Annotated in this window: 15 protein-coding genes and 1 pseudogene; 9 read left to right on the top strand and 7 right to left on the bottom strand. The window is 73.5% G+C overall.

Going from position 1 to position 15,174, the window contains the following annotated elements; translation table 11 throughout:
* Positions 1 to 116 precede the first annotated feature (116 nt).
* A complete protein-coding gene (locus WDV06_RS14610) occupies positions 117 to 806 on the bottom strand; it encodes an endonuclease V (protein ID WP_395510152.1) in 690 nt (229 codons plus the stop codon).
* A 25-nt stretch (positions 807 to 831) separates the two neighbouring features.
* Here WDV06_RS14610 and WDV06_RS14615 point away from each other — a divergent pair, with 25 nt between their 5' ends.
* From WDV06_RS14615 to WDV06_RS14635, 5 genes are all read left to right on the top strand, one after another.
* Positions 832 to 1,131 carry a YciI family protein gene (locus WDV06_RS14615; protein WP_395510153.1) on the top strand — a complete coding sequence of 100 codons (300 nt, stop codon included), beginning with the start codon at positions 832 to 834 and terminating at the stop codon, positions 1,129 to 1,131.
* A 179-nt stretch (positions 1,132 to 1,310) separates the two neighbouring features.
* A complete protein-coding gene (locus WDV06_RS14620; protein ID WP_395510154.1) occupies positions 1,311 to 1,733 on the top strand; it encodes a (4Fe-4S)-binding protein in 423 nt (140 codons plus the stop codon).
* A 179-nt stretch (positions 1,734 to 1,912) separates the two neighbouring features.
* Positions 1,913 to 2,329 carry a spore wall synthesis regulator SsgD gene (ssgD, locus tag WDV06_RS14625; protein ID WP_395510155.1) on the top strand — a complete coding sequence of 139 codons (417 nt, stop codon included), beginning with the start codon at positions 1,913 to 1,915 and terminating at the stop codon, positions 2,327 to 2,329.
* Between the two features lie 197 nt (positions 2,330 to 2,526).
* The gene (locus tag WDV06_RS14630) at positions 2,527 to 4,173 is read left to right on the top strand and encodes an ABC-F family ATP-binding cassette domain-containing protein (RefSeq protein ID WP_395510156.1); all 1,647 of its coding nucleotides are present in this window, start codon (positions 2,527 to 2,529) and stop codon (positions 4,171 to 4,173) included.
* 243 nt (positions 4,174 to 4,416) lie between these two features.
* Positions 4,417 to 5,388 (top strand): acyl-ACP desaturase, encoded by a 972-nt coding sequence (locus WDV06_RS14635; protein WP_395510157.1) that lies wholly within the window; start codon positions 4,417 to 4,419, stop codon positions 5,386 to 5,388.
* A gap of 4 nt (positions 5,389 to 5,392) precedes the next feature.
* Here WDV06_RS14635 and WDV06_RS14640 read toward each other — a convergent pair whose 3' ends face one another.
* Positions 5,393 to 5,632 carry a WhiB family transcriptional regulator gene (locus WDV06_RS14640; RefSeq protein ID WP_395510158.1) on the bottom strand — a complete coding sequence of 80 codons (240 nt, stop codon included), beginning with the start codon at positions 5,630 to 5,632 and terminating at the stop codon, positions 5,393 to 5,395.
* 119 nt (positions 5,633 to 5,751) lie between these two features.
* Between WDV06_RS14640 and WDV06_RS14645 the strand changes: the two genes are divergently transcribed.
* The gene (locus WDV06_RS14645) at positions 5,752 to 6,699 is read left to right on the top strand and encodes a GDSL-type esterase/lipase family protein (protein WP_395510159.1); all 948 of its coding nucleotides are present in this window, start codon (positions 5,752 to 5,754) and stop codon (positions 6,697 to 6,699) included.
* Here WDV06_RS14645 and WDV06_RS14650 read toward each other — a convergent pair.
* The gene (locus tag WDV06_RS14650) at positions 6,696 to 7,646 is read right to left on the bottom strand and encodes a LysR family transcriptional regulator (RefSeq protein ID WP_395510160.1); all 951 of its coding nucleotides are present in this window, start codon (positions 7,644 to 7,646) and stop codon (positions 6,696 to 6,698) included. The two genes, WDV06_RS14645 and WDV06_RS14650, sit on opposite strands and share 4 nt — an antisense overlap.
* 151 nt (positions 7,647 to 7,797) lie before the next feature.
* Here WDV06_RS14650 and WDV06_RS14655 point away from each other — a divergent pair, with 151 nt between their 5' ends.
* Positions 7,798 to 8,544, top strand: coding sequence for a DUF6426 family protein (locus WDV06_RS14655; protein WP_395510161.1), 747 nt, complete (start codon positions 7,798 to 7,800; stop codon positions 8,542 to 8,544).
* A complete protein-coding gene (locus tag WDV06_RS14660; RefSeq protein WP_395510162.1) occupies positions 8,544 to 9,644 on the top strand; it encodes a Fic family protein in 1,101 nt (366 codons plus the stop codon). Before WDV06_RS14655 ends, WDV06_RS14660 begins: the two co-directional genes overlap by 1 nt.
* A gap of 4 nt (positions 9,645 to 9,648) precedes the next feature.
* On the opposite strand, the gene WDV06_RS14665 is transcribed toward WDV06_RS14660, so the two are convergent.
* The 3 genes from WDV06_RS14665 to ligD form a co-directional block, all read right to left on the bottom strand.
* Positions 9,649 to 11,166 carry a hypothetical protein gene (locus WDV06_RS14665; protein ID WP_395510163.1) on the bottom strand — a complete coding sequence of 506 codons (1,518 nt, stop codon included), beginning with the start codon at positions 11,164 to 11,166 and terminating at the stop codon, positions 9,649 to 9,651.
* Positions 11,163 to 12,314 carry a hypothetical protein gene (locus WDV06_RS14670; RefSeq protein WP_395510164.1) on the bottom strand — a complete coding sequence of 384 codons (1,152 nt, stop codon included), beginning with the start codon at positions 12,312 to 12,314 and terminating at the stop codon, positions 11,163 to 11,165. The genes WDV06_RS14665 and WDV06_RS14670 overlap by 4 nt, the downstream gene beginning before the upstream one ends.
* Before the next feature lie 360 nt (positions 12,315 to 12,674).
* Positions 12,675 to 13,706 (bottom strand): non-homologous end-joining DNA ligase, encoded by a 1,032-nt coding sequence (gene ligD / locus WDV06_RS14675; RefSeq protein ID WP_395510165.1) that lies wholly within the window; start codon positions 13,704 to 13,706, stop codon positions 12,675 to 12,677.
* Between the two features lie 75 nt (positions 13,707 to 13,781).
* On the opposite strand from ligD, the gene WDV06_RS14680 reads away from it, so the two are divergent.
* Positions 13,782 to 14,849 carry an ATP-dependent DNA ligase gene (locus WDV06_RS14680; RefSeq protein ID WP_395510166.1) on the top strand — a complete coding sequence of 356 codons (1,068 nt, stop codon included), beginning with the start codon at positions 13,782 to 13,784 and terminating at the stop codon, positions 14,847 to 14,849.
* Here WDV06_RS14680 and WDV06_RS14685 read toward each other — a convergent pair.
* Positions 14,813 to 15,174 (bottom strand): annotated as a pseudogene (locus WDV06_RS14685) (hypothetical protein); the annotation flags it as partial. The gene WDV06_RS14680 and the pseudogene WDV06_RS14685 sit on opposite strands and share 37 nt — an antisense overlap.

Below are 15,174 nucleotides of genomic sequence, written 5' to 3' on the forward strand. Positions count from 1 at the left end.
TCACCGGTCCGCGCCGCGGGGGCGGCGGCACGGCCGCCCGGCGCCACCGGCCCTGCGCCGGTCGCGGTCGTCGGTGTCGGCGGGCCCGGGCGGACCGTCCGGTGGGTGACGGCCTCTCAGGCCGCCCCGCCGATGGCCTCGCGCAGGGCGCGCCGGCACAGGGAGTCCGCGTGCCGCGTGGTCTCGGGGATCCGGAAGCGGGGGCTCAGTGCCAGGGTGTGGGCGCAGGCGTTGTCCAGGGAGACGCGGTGGCCCACGGACACGTACACCGGCTTGATCCCGTGCTGGGTGCGCAGCGCCCGGCCGACGACGGAGCCGTCGGCGGCGAGCAGCGGGGCGCTCTCGCCGCGCGGGGCGCCGGGTTCCGCGTGGGTGAAGGTGAAGGGGTTCTTGGCCACGCCGATGCTGGGCAGGCCCGTCACCACCCCGAGGTGGCAGGCGAGGCCGAAGCGGCGCGGGTGGGCGAGTCCGTAGCCGTCGCAGACGACGAGGCCGGGGGTGACCGGGAGCGCCTCCAGGGCGGTGAGGAGGGTCGGCAGCTCGCGGAAGGCGAGCAGCCCGGGCACGTACGGGAAGCTGACCTGTCCGACGGCGGTGGACTCGGCGACGACGTCGAGGGTGGCGGCGTCCAGGACGACGGCGGCGGCCGCGACCAGGTCGCGGGCGTCGTCGTAGGCCACGTCGACTCCGGCGACCAGCCCGCGGCCGGGCTCCGGGCCGGGCTCGTCGAGCACCACGCGCCGACGGAGTTCGTCCTGTATCGCCCGGGCCTCTGCCTCGTCGGAGGGGGTCTTCACACGTGTCATGGAGTGCGAGAGTAGCCTGTCGATCATGTTCGTCATGGAGCTCATGTACACCGCGCCCATCGAAGCCGTCGAAGAGCTGCTGGACGCGCACGTCGCCTGGCTGGACGGGCACTACGCCTCCGGCGTCTTCCTCGCCTCGGGGCGCAAGGTGCCGCGCGAGGGCGGGGTCATCCTGGCGGGCGGGGTCTCCCGGGCGGAGATAGAGGAGATCGCGGCCGGGGACCCCTTCCTGCTGGCGGGGGTGTGCGAGTACCGGATCACGGAGTTCGTCGCCACGAAGACCTCCGCCGACCTCGCGGCGGTCCGCGAAACCCTGCCGTCGTAACCACGGGGCCCCCGGGCCGCCGCCCCGGGTGTCCGCCCCTGCCCGGGCGGCCGTCGCCACCGCCGGGAGGGCTGCCGCGCGCATGCCGACCCCCGGAAGTCTCGGGGCGCGGGAAGCCGGCGCACCCGTATTTCGCCGTCCAGGGTGCGTTCCCGGCCGCGCGTTCCTACCGTGGGCCCATGACCTCCAACGAAGCGAACGAGCCCAGGGCGTACGCGGGTCGGGGCATCACCGTCACCTACGACACCGGCCGCTGCCTGCACGCCGCGCGGTGCGTGGGCGGACTCCCCGAGGTGTTCGACACCGGGAAGCGCCCGTGGATCCAGCCGGACGGGGCCGCACCGGAGCGGGTCGCCGAGGTGATCCGGCTCTGCCCGTCCGGGGCGCTCCAGTACCGGCTGGCCGCCGGGCCGGCGGAGGAGGGCGACCGGCCGACCACCGTCGTACGGTCACCTCTCGGCCAACTGCTCCTCCGGGGCGAACTCAGCGTGACCACCTCCGGGGGCGAGGTCCGCAGGGAGACCAGGGCGGTGCTTTGCGCCTGTGGAGTGAGCGGTAACCAGCCTTATTGCGATCACTCCGGAGCCTGCGGAAAGGAGTGACGCCCGCCGCCCCGCACCGCCCCCGCGGTCACGGTGTGCGATCGCACCGTCGAAATCAGGCCAATCGGTGACGCAGCTCACGTCATCCGGCCTGCACGGATTTGCCGATTCCGGCGTCTATTCGGTTGCCGGGTTCCACCCCACAACCCGGCAGCAGATCCGCTGCAAGGGAGCGAGCCTTGATCACTGTCATCGAGCAGGCCGTGCAGGCACGGCTGGTCGCCACCGCCCCGAAGGTCGAGACCGTCCCCGTCACCCTCTGCTACGACCGCTCGGATCCCTTCGCCGTCCGCATGGCCTTCCCCGCCCTGGCCACGCTGGAGGGCGTCGAGGTCTCGTGGACCTTCGCGCGCGAGCTGCTCATGGCCGGGATCCAGCACCCGGCCGGCTGCGGGGACGTCCGCGTGCGCCCGTACGACGGGGACCGGACGACGATCGAGTTCCACGCGCCGGAGGGCGTGGCGATCGTGCTGATGACCACGGCCGAGATCCAGAGATTCCTGGAACGCTCCCGCGAGCTCGTCCCGCCGGGGCTGGAGCACCGCTACCTGGACATGGACCACAGCCTGGACCAGCTGATGCGCGGCTCCTGCTGAGCCCGGCACGGCCCGGGTCTTATTCGGTTGCGGGCGGCTGCGGCCGCCCGTAGCTTCATGGACGACCCATCGCCGTCGAAACGGAGTAGGACGTTGCTCTTCTGAGGTCCGAGACACCGGCCACCACGCCCTCATCCTCGTGACAGTCGGCTGTCTCCCCGCGTTGCACGCACCATCCACGCAACCTGGAGGCCTCCATGAGTCATGCCCCTACCTTCGTCACCTGCTCCGACCTGTCCTTCGACTGGCCCGACGGGACCCCCGTCTTCGAGGGGTTCCACTGGGCCGTCGGCCCCGGCCGCACCGGCCTGATCGGGCTCAACGGCTGCGGAAAGTCCACCCTGTTGAAGCTGGTCGCCGGCGCCCTGGTCCCGTCCGGGGGCCAGGTCTCGGTGGCCGGCACCCTCGGCTACCTCCCCCAGGACGCCACCCTCGACACCGCGCTCCGCGTGGACGAGGCCCTCGGCATCCGCTCCGCCCGTACGGCCCTGCACGCCATCGAGGCGGGTGAGGCCACCGAGGCCAACTTCACCGCCGTCGGCGACGACTGGGACGTGGAGGAGCGGGCCCTGGCCGTGCTCGACGAGCTCGGCCTCGCCCGGATCGGCCTGGACCGCACCGTCGGTGAGCTGTCGGGCGGCGAATGCGTCCTGCTGCGGCTGGCGGCCCTGCTGCTGGCCCGCCCGGACGTCCTGCTGCTGGACGAGCCCACCAACAACCTGGACCTGCGGGCCCGGCGCCGCCTGTACGCGGCCGTCGAGTCCTGGTCGGGGGTGATGGTGCTGGTCAGCCACGACCGGGAACTGCTGGAGCGCGTCGACCAGATCGCCGACCTGCGCGACGGCGAAGTCCGCTGGTACGGCGGGAACTTCGGCGACTACGAGCGGATGCTCGCCGCCGAGCAGGAGTCCGCCGAGCGGATGGTCCGGGTCGCCGAGGCCGACGTCCAGCGCCAGAAGCGCGAACTGGCCGACGCACAGGTCAAGTTGGCCCGCCGCAAGCGGTACGGGCAGAAGATGTACGAGAACAAGCGCGAGCCGAAGATCGTCATGGGTGCGCGCAAGCGTGCCGCCCAGGAGTCGGCGGGCAAGCACCGCACGATGCACGCCGAGAAGCTGGCGGACGCCCGCGAACGGCTGGACCAGGCGGTGGAGGCGGTCCGCGACGACGCCGAGATCCGCATCCGGCTGCCCGCCACCCAGGTCCCGCCGGGCCGGCGGGTGCTGACGCTGACCGATCTGCGCCTGGCCCACGGGGCGGGCGCGGCGGGCGAGTGGGAGGTGCGCGGCCCGGAGCGGATCGCGCTGGTCGGCGCGAACGGCTCGGGCAAGACGACCCTGCTGCGCACGCTCGCCGGGCTGCTGCCGCCCGTGTCGGGAGAGGCGGTCACGCACGTGCCCGCGCGTTTCCTGCCGCAGCGGCTGGACGTACTGGACGACGAGCGCTCGGTGGTGGCGAACGTGGCCCGGTTCGCACCCCAGGCCTCCGACAACCTGATCCGGGCGCGGCTCGCGCACTTCCTGTTCCGGGGCGGCCGGGCGGACCGGGCGGCCGGCACGCTCTCGGGCGGCGAGCGGTTCCGGGCGGCGCTCGCGGCGCTGCTGCTGGCGGAGCCCGCTCCGCAGCTGCTGATGCTGGACGAGCCGACGAACAGCCTGGACCTGGCGAGCGTGCGCCGGCTCGGCGAGGCCCTGGACGCCTACGAGGGCGCGCTGGTCGTGGCGAGCCACGACGTGCCCTTCCTGGAGTCGGTCGGGATCACCCGCTGGCTGCTGCTCGACCGGGAGCAGGGGCTGCGGGCGACCACGGCCGAGGAGGTCCGCGCCTCGCTCTGGCAGGACTGAATCCGCGCGGCCCCGCCGCCCGCGCCCCGGCCCCTCCGACCGTCAAGGCCGGAGGGGCCGGCCACCTTCTGGCGTGATTCTCACCTTTGCGCGGGCCCCCGCCACCCCTTCCAACTGCATAGATAACCGGATGTAGCCGGACAGAACCATGGCTGGGGCTTGGCTGGCCCTGACGTCGCGCTTAACCTACGAGACCGTAGGCTACGGAACCGTAGGTAATTCGCTTTGTCCCCAGGAGTACCCGTGACGATCACCTCTCCCCACCTCGGCAGCTCGGAGGCGTGGACCGACGCCAAGCTGCTGTACGCGCTGGAAGAGGTGGTCGAGAAGGAGCTCAACCGCCATCTGAAGGTCACCAAGGACTGGATGCCCCACGAGTACGTTCCGTGGAGCGACGGCCGGAACTTCCCGGGCTTCTTCGAGGACGGCGAGGCCTGGGACCCGCAGCAGTCCAAGGTCACCGACATCGGCAGGATCGCGCTGGTCGTCAACCTCCTGACCGAGGACAACCTCCCCAGCTACCACCACGAGATCGCCACGCTCTTCGGCCGCAACGGCGCCTGGGGCACCTGGGTGCACCGCTGGACGGCCGAGGAGGGCCGCCACGGCATCGTGATGCGCGACTACCTGCTCGCCTCGCGCGCCGTGGACCCGGACAAGCTGGAAGCCTTCCGGATGCAGCACATGTCGGAGGGGTTCGAGTCCGACAACAGCCACTCCATGCTGCACTCCGTGGCGTACGTGGCCTTCCAGGAGCTCGCGACCCGCATCTCGCACCGCAACACCGGCCACCAGTCCGGTGACCCGGTCTGCGACCGGATGCTGGCCCGCATCGCGCAGGACGAGAACCTGCACATGATCTTCTACCGGAACCTGCTGGCCGCGGCCTTCGAGATCGCCCCGGACCAGACGATGCAGGCCGTGCGCGACGTGGTCGTCAACTTCCGGATGCCCGGACACGGCATGCCCGGCTTCGAGCGGATGGCCGCCCAGATGGCGATCGGCGGGGTCTACAACCTGCGGATCCACCACGACGACGTACTGAGCCCCGTGATCCGCTTCCTCAAGATCATGGACATCGACGGGCTGGGCCCCGAGGGCCGGAAGGCCCAGGAGGAGCTCGGGCTCTTCATGAACGGGCTGGACTCCGAGGCGCGCAAGTTCGACGAGCGGCTGGCCGCGCGGGCCGCGCGCATGGCCGCCCGCAAGGGCTGAGGGCTCAGCCCCGGGGGCGCAGCGCCAGCCGTTCGGTCTCGGAGAGCCCGCCCCAGACGCCGAAGCGCTCGTCGTTGGCGAGGGCGTACTCCAGGCACGCGACCCTGCCCTCGCACGCCCCGCACAGCCGCTTCGCGTCCTGGAGGGAGGAGCCCGGGTCCGGGAAGAAGAAGCTCGGACCCGTCTGGGCGCACAGGGCGAGGTCGTACCAGGCGGGGGCAGTGGTGGTGGTGTTCATCGACATGCGGCGATCCTGGACGGGCCCGATGGACGTCCGATCAACGCCTGATCAACACCGGCCGGCCGGCCGGCCGATAGGGTGACGTGATGATCATCCGCTGAAGAAAGGCCCCGGCCCCCACGGTGACCGCGTCACGACACCACTCCCTGTTCTCCTTCGGCACGCTGCGGGACGAGCGCGTCCAGACCGCCCTCTTCGGCCGGACCGTGCCGAGCTCCCCGGCCTCGCTGGCCGGCCACGCGACGCGGCCTCTGAAGATCACCGACCCGGACGTGATCGCCGCCAGCGGCCTCGACGTCCACCTGGCCCTGGAGTGCCGGCTGGGCTCCACGGTCGAAGGCGCCGTCCTCCACCTCACCGACGAGGAGCTGGCCGCCGCCGACGCCTACGAGGTGGACGACTACGTCCGGCGGCGGGTGCGGCTCTCCTCGGGGGAGGACGCCTGGGCCTACCTGGACGCGGACCCGCTGCGGCCGGCGGCGCGGATCGTGATCGCGGGCGACAGCATCGCGTACGGGCGCTGCGATCCGCGGGGCGGCTGGGCGGCCCGCCTCGCGACCCGTCACATCGCCGCGAACGAGCACGACCACCGGCTCTTCAACCTGGCCGTTCCCGGCAGCACCCTGGCCGACGTGGCCGAGCAGACGCCGGCCCTCCTCGCCGCGCGCCGCCCGGACACCCTCCTGGTCGCCGCCGGCATCAACGACTCGGCCGTCCCCCTGTCCGCCCCGGACCGGGGCCCGGACGACCTGGCGGCGCGGGTCGCGGGCCACCTCGCCTCCCTGGCGGCCACGGCCCGGGAGCACGCCGCCCGGCTGGTCGTGCTCGGCCCCCTCTGGCTGGACGAGTCCCGCACGGCCGACTACGAGGGTCTGCGCTTCACCGAGTCCCGCGCCCTGGCCCTGCGCGAGTCGCTGCGCGCCTGGTGCGCGGAACACCACGTCGACCACGTCGACCTGTGGGCCCCCCTCCACGGCCGCCCCGACCTCCTCACGGACGGCATCCACCCCACGCCCGAAGGACACGAACTCCTCCACCGCCACCTCACGGCCGGCCCGGAGCGGGGCTAGGCCTTCGCGGGTCGGGCACGATCCGGAAGGGACGGCCTGGCGCCCGTGGGGCCCCGCCCGGCCGGGGGCAGGAGGGCGGACGCGAGGTGTTCGCGGAACCACCGGTGTCCCGGGTCGGCCGAGTTGCGGGGGTGCCAGGCCATGCCGAGGTCCAGGGGTTCCAGGTCGAGGGGGATGGGGAACGTCCGCAGGCCCATGGCCGAGATGGTGTCGGGGAGCCAGTCGGCCACGCTGAGCGCGACGAGGTCGGTGTCGCGGGCGAGCATCATCGCGCTCGTGTGGCTGGGTACGACGACCGCGGTCCGCCGGCGCAGGCCGAGTGCGGCGAGGGCGCTGTCGATGGGGCCGACGCGTTTGCCGAGCCGGGAGATGCCGATGTGGTCGGCCGCGGCGAAGCGGCGGGCGTCGATCCGCCCGTCGAAGAGGGGGTGGCCGCTGCGGGCGATCCCGACCAGCGGCATCCGCGTGAGGCGCCGGGTGCGGATTTCCGGGTCCAGGTGTCCGAGGACCCCCAGTTCGACGTCGACCCAGCCCTGCCGCAGCCCGGGACCGCCCTCCAGCGCCTCGGGCAGGAAGACGACGTCCACCCGCGGGGCCTCGGCGTGGATCCGCTCGGTGAGGCTCCCGGCCAGCCCCACCAGCAGCAGGTCGGTGGCCTGCACCGTGAACGTGCGCTGCAGGTGTACGGCGTCGAACCCCGCGCCGGGCCGCAGCACGTTGTCGCAGCCGCGCAGCAACGCGGCGACCTCCTCGCGGAGTTCCTCGGCGCGGGGGGTGGGGACCAGCCCCTGGCCGGCCCGGACCAGCAGCGGGTCGCCGACAGTGCGGCGGAGCCGGGCCAGGCTGCGGCTGACCGCCGCGGGCGAGGAGCCCAGGCGCTCGGCGGCGCGGGTCACGCTGTTCTCCTGGAGCAGGGCGTCCAGGACGCGCAGCAGGTTGAGGTCCATGGGCACCCGTCTTCTGTGAACTGGCCTTTTGCGTATGGAGCAATGATGGGGTGTCAATCCGTGCATTGCTGCCGCAGCCGCAGGCGCCGGAGACTGGAGACGCCCACGAAGACGCGTGGCACTCGCCATCCCTCCCATCGGAATGAAGACAATGAACCTCAGGAAATTCGTGGTCGCCACAGCACTCGGCGCCACCGTGCTCACCGCCGTACCCGCCGTGGTCGCCCCGCACGAGGCCGCCGCCTCCGCCTGCGACCAGCTGTCCGAATGCGGAAACAGCCCGGACGATCCGGGCGACACCTCGGGCGGCGGCGATTGGGGTGACTGGGGCGGCGGCAACGGGGGCGGCGGCAACGACGGCGGCGATGGCGGTGGCGGTGGCGGTGGCGGCGAAGTGGTCGTCATCGAGGGCACGATCGACGGGGGCGAGCTGCCCTCCCCTCCCCGTGACCCGGACGAGCCGACCGTAACCGTGGAGTCGGGCGGTGTCGGTGGCGGCGGTGGCGGTGGCGGTGGCGGTGGCGGCGGGAACTCCGTCGTCCGCTTCCGTGAGGGCCCGACGGCGCAGATGAAGACGGGCTGCGTCAAGAACAGCGGCGACACGACCCTGAAGGTGCTTTCAAGCGCCAAGTACACGGTGAGCTACAAGGTCAACACGGACATCACGGCCACGGTGGAGAAGGCGCTCAGCCTCAAGCTCGGTGCCGAGCTCAACACGTCGATCGAGAAGAACGTCGGCTTCGAGGTCACGATCGCACCCGGCCAGACCTGGGCGCTGGCGGTGGATTACCAGACCGTGGAATACGCGGTCACGACGACGAACTGGCTGGGCCAGACCACCACCGACTGGGTGAACGTCGTCGTGCCGACCGGCACGGTCCACTCCGTCACCTGCTGATGACCGACCGCTCCACCACGGCGGCGGTGCGACGGGTGTTCCCCGTCGCACCGCCGCTGGACGCCGTGGCCATCCCGCCCGCCGCCCGCAGCGCGGCACTCGACGCGCTCGCCGAACTGGCCACCGCCGCCGACGTGCACCTGGACGACCCCGACCTCTTCCACCGCCCCCGCCGGCGACCCAAACTCCACCTGCGCCGCGTTGCCGGAATCGAACCGGGCCGGCTGGCCGCGCAGTTGGCCGCCGCTGCCGAGAACCGCACCTCGGCCGGCCTGCTGGCCGTCCACTCCGTCCGCGCCGAGCTGCTCGAACACCCCGGCCGGCGCCCGTGCTTCACCCCGGACGCGCTCGCCGAGCTGCACGGGCTGCTGATCGCGGGGGACCCCAACATCGGTGCCCCGGGCGGCTTCCGCCGTGCACCCATGACCATCACCTGGCCCGACGGGCAGACCTTCTCGATCGCGACCCAAGCCGGTGCCCGGCTGCGGGAGCGGATGGAGCGCTGGCACCACTGGGGCACCCGCACCACCGCGCCCCCTCTGGACGCCGCCGCGCTGTCCATGGTGGCGCTGCTGACGATCCATCCATTCCCGGACGCCAACGGCCGCACGGCCCGTCTGCTCGGCCAGTGCGACCTCGTGGCGGCGGGTCTGCTTCCCGGCCTGCTGCTCGACCTGGACGCCTGGGTCGAAGAGCACCGGGCGCAGCACGACACGGCACTGGTCGCGGCGGCCGACGGCGACCTCACGCGCTGGGGAGCGCTGTTCGCCCGCGCGGTGACCGACACCGCCCGGCACCGGACCGGCACCCTCACCGTCCACGGCCGCCTGCTCGACGCCGCCCTCGCGCAGGTCGCCGACGATCCCGCCGCCGTGGCCGTCCTCGGCCGGCTCCGCGCCGCACCGGCGGTCTCGGCCGCCTGGCTGCGCGACCGCATCGCGCACGCACCGCAGCCTGCGCTGGACCGACTGCGCGCGGCGGGCATCCTCACCGACCACCCCCGCCTCCCGGGAGCACTGGTCCACCCACCGCTCCTCGAACTGCTCGACGCCCCCTACCGGCCCGACCCGCCGAGAAAGCCGAACACCGAAGCGGGGTGACGACCTAGCCCGGGCCGAGCTTCTCCTGGTAGCGGGCGTGCGGGCCGCCGAAGGGTTCGAGGAGGTTCTGCTGGTGCACCGGCTCCAGCAGGGCCCTTCCGGGTCCCAGCAGGAACGGTGTGCCGTGGTCGGTCAGCGTGAAGGCGGCGCGTTCCCCGGTCGGCAGGGTGACCGTCACGTCCACCGTCATGCCGTAGGTGGCCTGCTCGGGCACGATTCCGGCACTGATGCCGAACGTGCCCCGGCCGTCCGGGCCGGCCGTGCCGAAGGCGAACAGCTCGTTCCGGGCCAGCGGCATCGACAGGCCGACGCCCCGCTCGGGACTCCAGCTCGGGTCGTACTTGAGGGATCCGCTGGGGAACGGCCCCAGGGCGTGCAGGGTGTCGGGGAAGAGGTGTCGGTCGATGCCCGGCTGGTCGGCGGGGCTGATCGGATCCACGCCGGCTCGGGCGCAGGAGTACCGATAGCGCTGCGCGGCGTCGAGCCGGACCGTTTCGATCCGTACCGACGCGTCGAGGACGGCGCCCTCCACGAGCGGAGGGCCGCTGATCCGCAGGGCGAGGGCGTGTGCCCCGGCCGGGCCGCCTCCCGCGCGCATCACGGAGTCGTACGCGCGGCGGCAGGCCACACCGCCGAGCCGCGCCTCACCGCCGATGGCTGCCGCCGGGTCCTGCGGGGTGTCGGATTCCGCCTCCCAGCTGTCGTACGGCGGCACCAGCTCGGCGGCGACGGTGATCCCCGCCTGGGGCTGCTGGGGATCACCGAAGGCCCGGGACAGGGGGCCGCTGTGGAATTCCCGGTCGGCGGGCGAGGAGAGCGGGGCCGTAGGCGGTGCCAGGGTGAAGGGCCGCCCGTCGTCGTCCACCCGTACGGTCACGGGCCGGCCGTTCTCCTCCACGTCCAGTTCGAGCCACCAGCCGCAGGTGCAGGCGGCCGTCGTGACGGTCACCAGTCCCGTGGCCGAACCGCCCGCCCGGACGGGGAGCGGGGCCTCGCGGCGGACGCCCGGCTGGTCGAGCGAGAGACGGACCGGCCGTACGGGCTTGTCGTCGGCGGCGGCCATGACCGTCTGACGTTCGTCCGGCGCCCATCCGGCGCAGCCGACGTCGTCTCCGCGCGGTGCGGGGATGGCGGCCCCCCTGACCACGCGCACCCCCCGCACCACGGCCGGGCGGGAGGGTGACGCGCCGACGGAGTAGGCGACGGTGACCTGGCCACGGGGCACGGCCCGAGCCGTTGTGGCCCACTGGAACAGCGGCACGCAGCCCAGCGCGCCCCGCATCAGTCCGGCCGGGGGCCGCCGGCCGGACTCGGGGAGGGTGGCCGTCCAGGCGCTTTCACCGCTGCCCAGCAGCGGTGCACCCGTCGCGTACAGGCCGGTCCGGCCCGGACCGTCCGGGCGGCCGGGGAAGAACGCGCGCAGGAGCGCGACGGTGAGGACGGAGGACACCACGAGCGCCAGGACGGCGGTCGCGGCGGTGGCGACGGTCCGCTGCCGGGCCACCGGTGAGCGGCCCGTCATACCGCTTTCCAGCTCTTGTCGTTGCAGCGGAACCCCTGGCTCCAGTTGTTGATCCCCTGTGCCAGGACGAACGGGCGCCCGGCCCGGTCCACGAGCAGGTGCTGCTGCCGGTCGCCCTGCGTGTAGGTGACGTCGAGGACGAACTCGTAGGTGATGGCGGCCGGGCCGGTCGCGTTGCCCGTGAGGACCTGGACGTCGAAGTAGGCCGGCTCGCCCTGGGCCGCCACCTGGACCGTGCTGCTCGGATACTGCGCCGGCGGCTGGTTCTCGACGGTCTGCTCCATCGCGGGCTGCTGCGGAGTGGACAGGTCGAGGACCACCCGGCTGATCTCGGCGGTCCCCTGCGGTCCGCCGCAGTGGAAGAGCGGGCCGGTGGGCGCGGGACGGGTGCGCTCGATGCGGGCGCGGAGGGAGGTGATGGTGGCCGGTGTGCGGGTGAAGTTCGAGAGGATCACCCGGATCCGCATCGTGCCCGCGTCGACCCCGCCCTCGGTGACCATGCGGGAGAGCGCGTCCTGGGCGTCGTTCTCCGCCAGCGGCTCCTTGTCGTACGTGGATCCGGGCGCGGACCGCACCAGGTGGTGGTCCCTCAGCAGGTCCCACCAGACCTCGGAACTGGCCGTGATCCGCGGGGCGCCGGGCGGTGGTTCCCGTACGGACCAGATGTCGAGGTACGCGGAGACGACCGCGGCGACCGCCGCACTGAGCGCCACCCCGGCGGCGGCGAGCGCCAACGTGCGCAGCTTCGCCGTCACCCGCCGGCCCAGCCGGCCGCCTGCCTGCTCCGCACCGTCGGCCGGGTCGTCGGCCGGGTCGTCGCCCGGGTCGTCGGCCGGGTCGTCGGCCGGGTCGTCGGCGGCCGTCTCGGCCTCGGCCTCCGCCTGGGCCTCCTCGGCCTCCGCCTCGTCAGCCGGGCGGCTCGCCCCCTCCGCCTCCTGCCGGTCGCGCGCGGCGTCATCGCCCTGCTCTTCCGAGCCTTCCGCCCGGGCCAGCCGGCTCTCCGGCTCCTGCCCGGCGTCCGCCTCGGACCCCGGGTCCCGTCCGCCCTGCCCGTCCTGATCCTCTTGCCCCGCCGGACCGTCCGGTCTGGCGCCCACGGCACCGGGCTCCCCGGTGGGCTCGCGCTCCTCGCTGGTCGTCTCCGTCATGGCTCCCCCAAGCCTCGGCCCCCGCTGCCGGGAAGCGACATGGTGAGGCACGCAGCGCCACGACGAAGAGACGAAAATCAGCCGAACGGTTGTCCGGAACCGGGCCGGGGCCTCAGCCGCCGATCCACGCGCACGGGCGCCCGGCGGCCCGGGAGAGGAGGGCGTGCGTCTTCCAGTGGCGGCCGCCTCGGCCCTCGGCCTCGGAGGGGCCCGGCCGGTCAACCCCTGGCAGCTCGGGCAGGCCGATGCGGGGGGGGGCGACGTCCTCGTTGGCCGCGCTCCCCCACGTCGTCGCCCACACCGGCTCGCGCCGCAGGGCCGTGAGCCGCGGGTGGGGGCATACGGGCGGCCCAGGTCGGGTCAGGCGCCCGGGGATTCGGGTTTCGCGCGGCTCGGCTGGACGCGTTTGGGTTCGCCCGGCATCTTCGGGTAGTCCGGGGGGTAGGGCATGTCGCCCAGGCCGTGGTCGTGTTCGTCGCGGGCCGCGAGTTCCAGTACGGGTTCCAGGTCGAACGCGTGCTCGTCCATGTCGGCGTGCAGGTCGCCGAGTTCCGCGAAGCGGGCGGGCATCGTCACGATGTCGAAGTCGCGCGGTTCCGCGTCGTCCACCTCCTCCCAGCGCAGGGGCGCCGAGACCGGGGCGTGCGGGCGGGGGCGGACGGAGTACGCGGAGGCGATCGTCCGGTCGCGGGCGGTCTGGTTGTAGTCGACGAAGATCCGCTCGCCGCGCTCCTCCTTCCACCAGGCCGTCGTGACCCTGCCCGGCATCCGCCGCTCCAGCTCCCGCCCCAGGGCGATCGCGCACCGGCGGACCTCCGTGAAGGTCCAGCGCGGGGCGATCGGCACGAAGACGTGCAGGCCGCGGCCGCCGGAGGTCTTGGGCCAGCCGCGCAGCCCCACCTCGTCGAGCAGGGCGCGCAGCTCGTGCGCCGCGGCCACCGCGTGGTGGTAGTCGGTGCCCGGCTGCGGGTCCAGGTCGATGCGCAGTTCGTCCGGCCGGTCGGTGTCCCCGCGGCGCACCGGCCAGGGGTGGAAGGTGAGGCAGCCCAGGTTGGCCGCCCAGAGCACGGCGGCCGGCTCGGTGGGGCAGATCTCGTCGGCCGTGCGGCCGCTGGGGAAGGCGATGTGGGCGGTCGGGATCCAGTCGGGCAGGTTCTTCGGGGCCCGCTTCTGGAAGAAGGACTCGCCCTCCACCCCGTCCGGGTAACGCTCCAGGGTGGTGGGGCGGTCGCGCAGGGCGCGGGTGATCCCTGGGGCGACGGCAAGGTAGTACTCGGCGACGTCCCGCTTGGTGAGCCCGCGCTCCGGGAAGTACACCTTGTCGGGACTGGACAGGCGCACCGCCCGTCCGCCCGCGTCGAGCTCGATCGCATCACCCGCGCTACCGGCCATGGGCGCCACGGTAGGCGGGCGCGGCCGGACGCGCACACCGAGCGGACCCGGACGTACCACCGCAGAATCGACTCCATGGATCTGCCGGTGATGCCGCCCGTGAAGCCGATGCTCGCCAAGTCCGTGGGGAAGATCCCGCCCGGCATGCAGTACGAGGCCAAGTGGGACGGCTTCCGCGCGATCGTGCACCGCGACGGGGACGAGGTGGAGGTCGGAAGCCGCACCGGCAAGAGCCTGAGCCGGTACTTCCCCGAGCTGGTGGCGGCGCTCAAGGAGAACCTGCCGCCCCGCTGCGTGGTCGACGGGGAGATCGTGATCGTCCACGGCGGGCGTCTCGACTTCGACCGGCTGACCGAGCGGATCCACCCCGCCGCCTCCCGGGTGAGGATGCTCGCCGAGACCACCCCGGCCAGCTTCGTCGCCTTCGACCTGCTCGCCCTGGGCGACGAGGCGCTCCTCGACACCCCGCTCGGCGAGCGCCGCCGTACCCTCGTCCGCGTCCTGTCCACAGCCCGGCCCCCCGTGCACCTCGCGCCCGCCACCACCGACCCCGCGCTCGCGCGGGAGTGGTTCGAGCGGTTCGAAGGCGCCGGGCTCGACGGGGTCGTCGCGAAACCCCTCGATCTCCCCTACCGGCCCGACGCCCGCCTGATGTTCAAGATCAAGCACGAGCGTACGGCCGACGTCGTCCTCGCGGGTTTCCGTTTCCACAAGAGCGGTCCGATTGTCGGATCGCTGCTCCTGGGCCTGTACGACGGCCGCGGAGCGCTCCAGCACGTGGGCGTCTGCGCCGCCTTCCCCATGAAGCGCCGCGCCGAGCTCGTCGAGGAGCTGGAGCCCCTGCGGACGGCGGACGCCGAGGGGCATCCCTGGGCCTCCTGGACCGACGAGGCCGCGCACGAGAGCGCCCGGCTGCCCGGCGCGCAGAGCCGCTGGACCGGGAAGAAGGACCTGTCCTGGGTGCCGCTGCGCCCCGAACGGGTCTGCGAGGTGCGGTACGACCACATGGAGGGCGACCGCTTCCGGCACACCGCCCAGTTCGTCCGCTGGCGCCCCGACCGGACGCCGGAGAGCTGTACGTACGAGCAGCTGGAGGAGGTCGTCGGCTACGACCTGGCCGAGGTGCTGGGCAGCGCCGGCTGAGGGGGCACGGACGCGGACGCGGTGAGCTCCTCCCACGCCGAGCGGTCCGGTCCCACCGCGTGGGGCACCCACCCCGGCCGGTCCGCGAGCCAGCGCGCCACCCTGGCCCGGACCGCGGGGTCCGCGTAGGCCCGGCCGGGCGGTTCGGCGAGGTGGCGGACCCTGGCCCGCGCCCGCATCACCTCCGGGTCCTCCAGCGCGCACTCGAACAGCGCGGCCGCCTCCCGCACCCGGTCCGCGCGCCCCGCCCCGGCGGCGTGTTGGGTTTGTGGGGGGGCGTGGGGGGGCCCGAGCGCCGGCCCCACAGCGACGGCCCGGTGTGGGT

The organism is Streptomyces racemochromogenes, from assembly GCF_044129415.1.
Taxonomy (GTDB): domain Bacteria; phylum Actinomycetota; class Actinomycetes; order Streptomycetales; family Streptomycetaceae; genus Streptomyces; species Streptomyces racemochromogenes_A.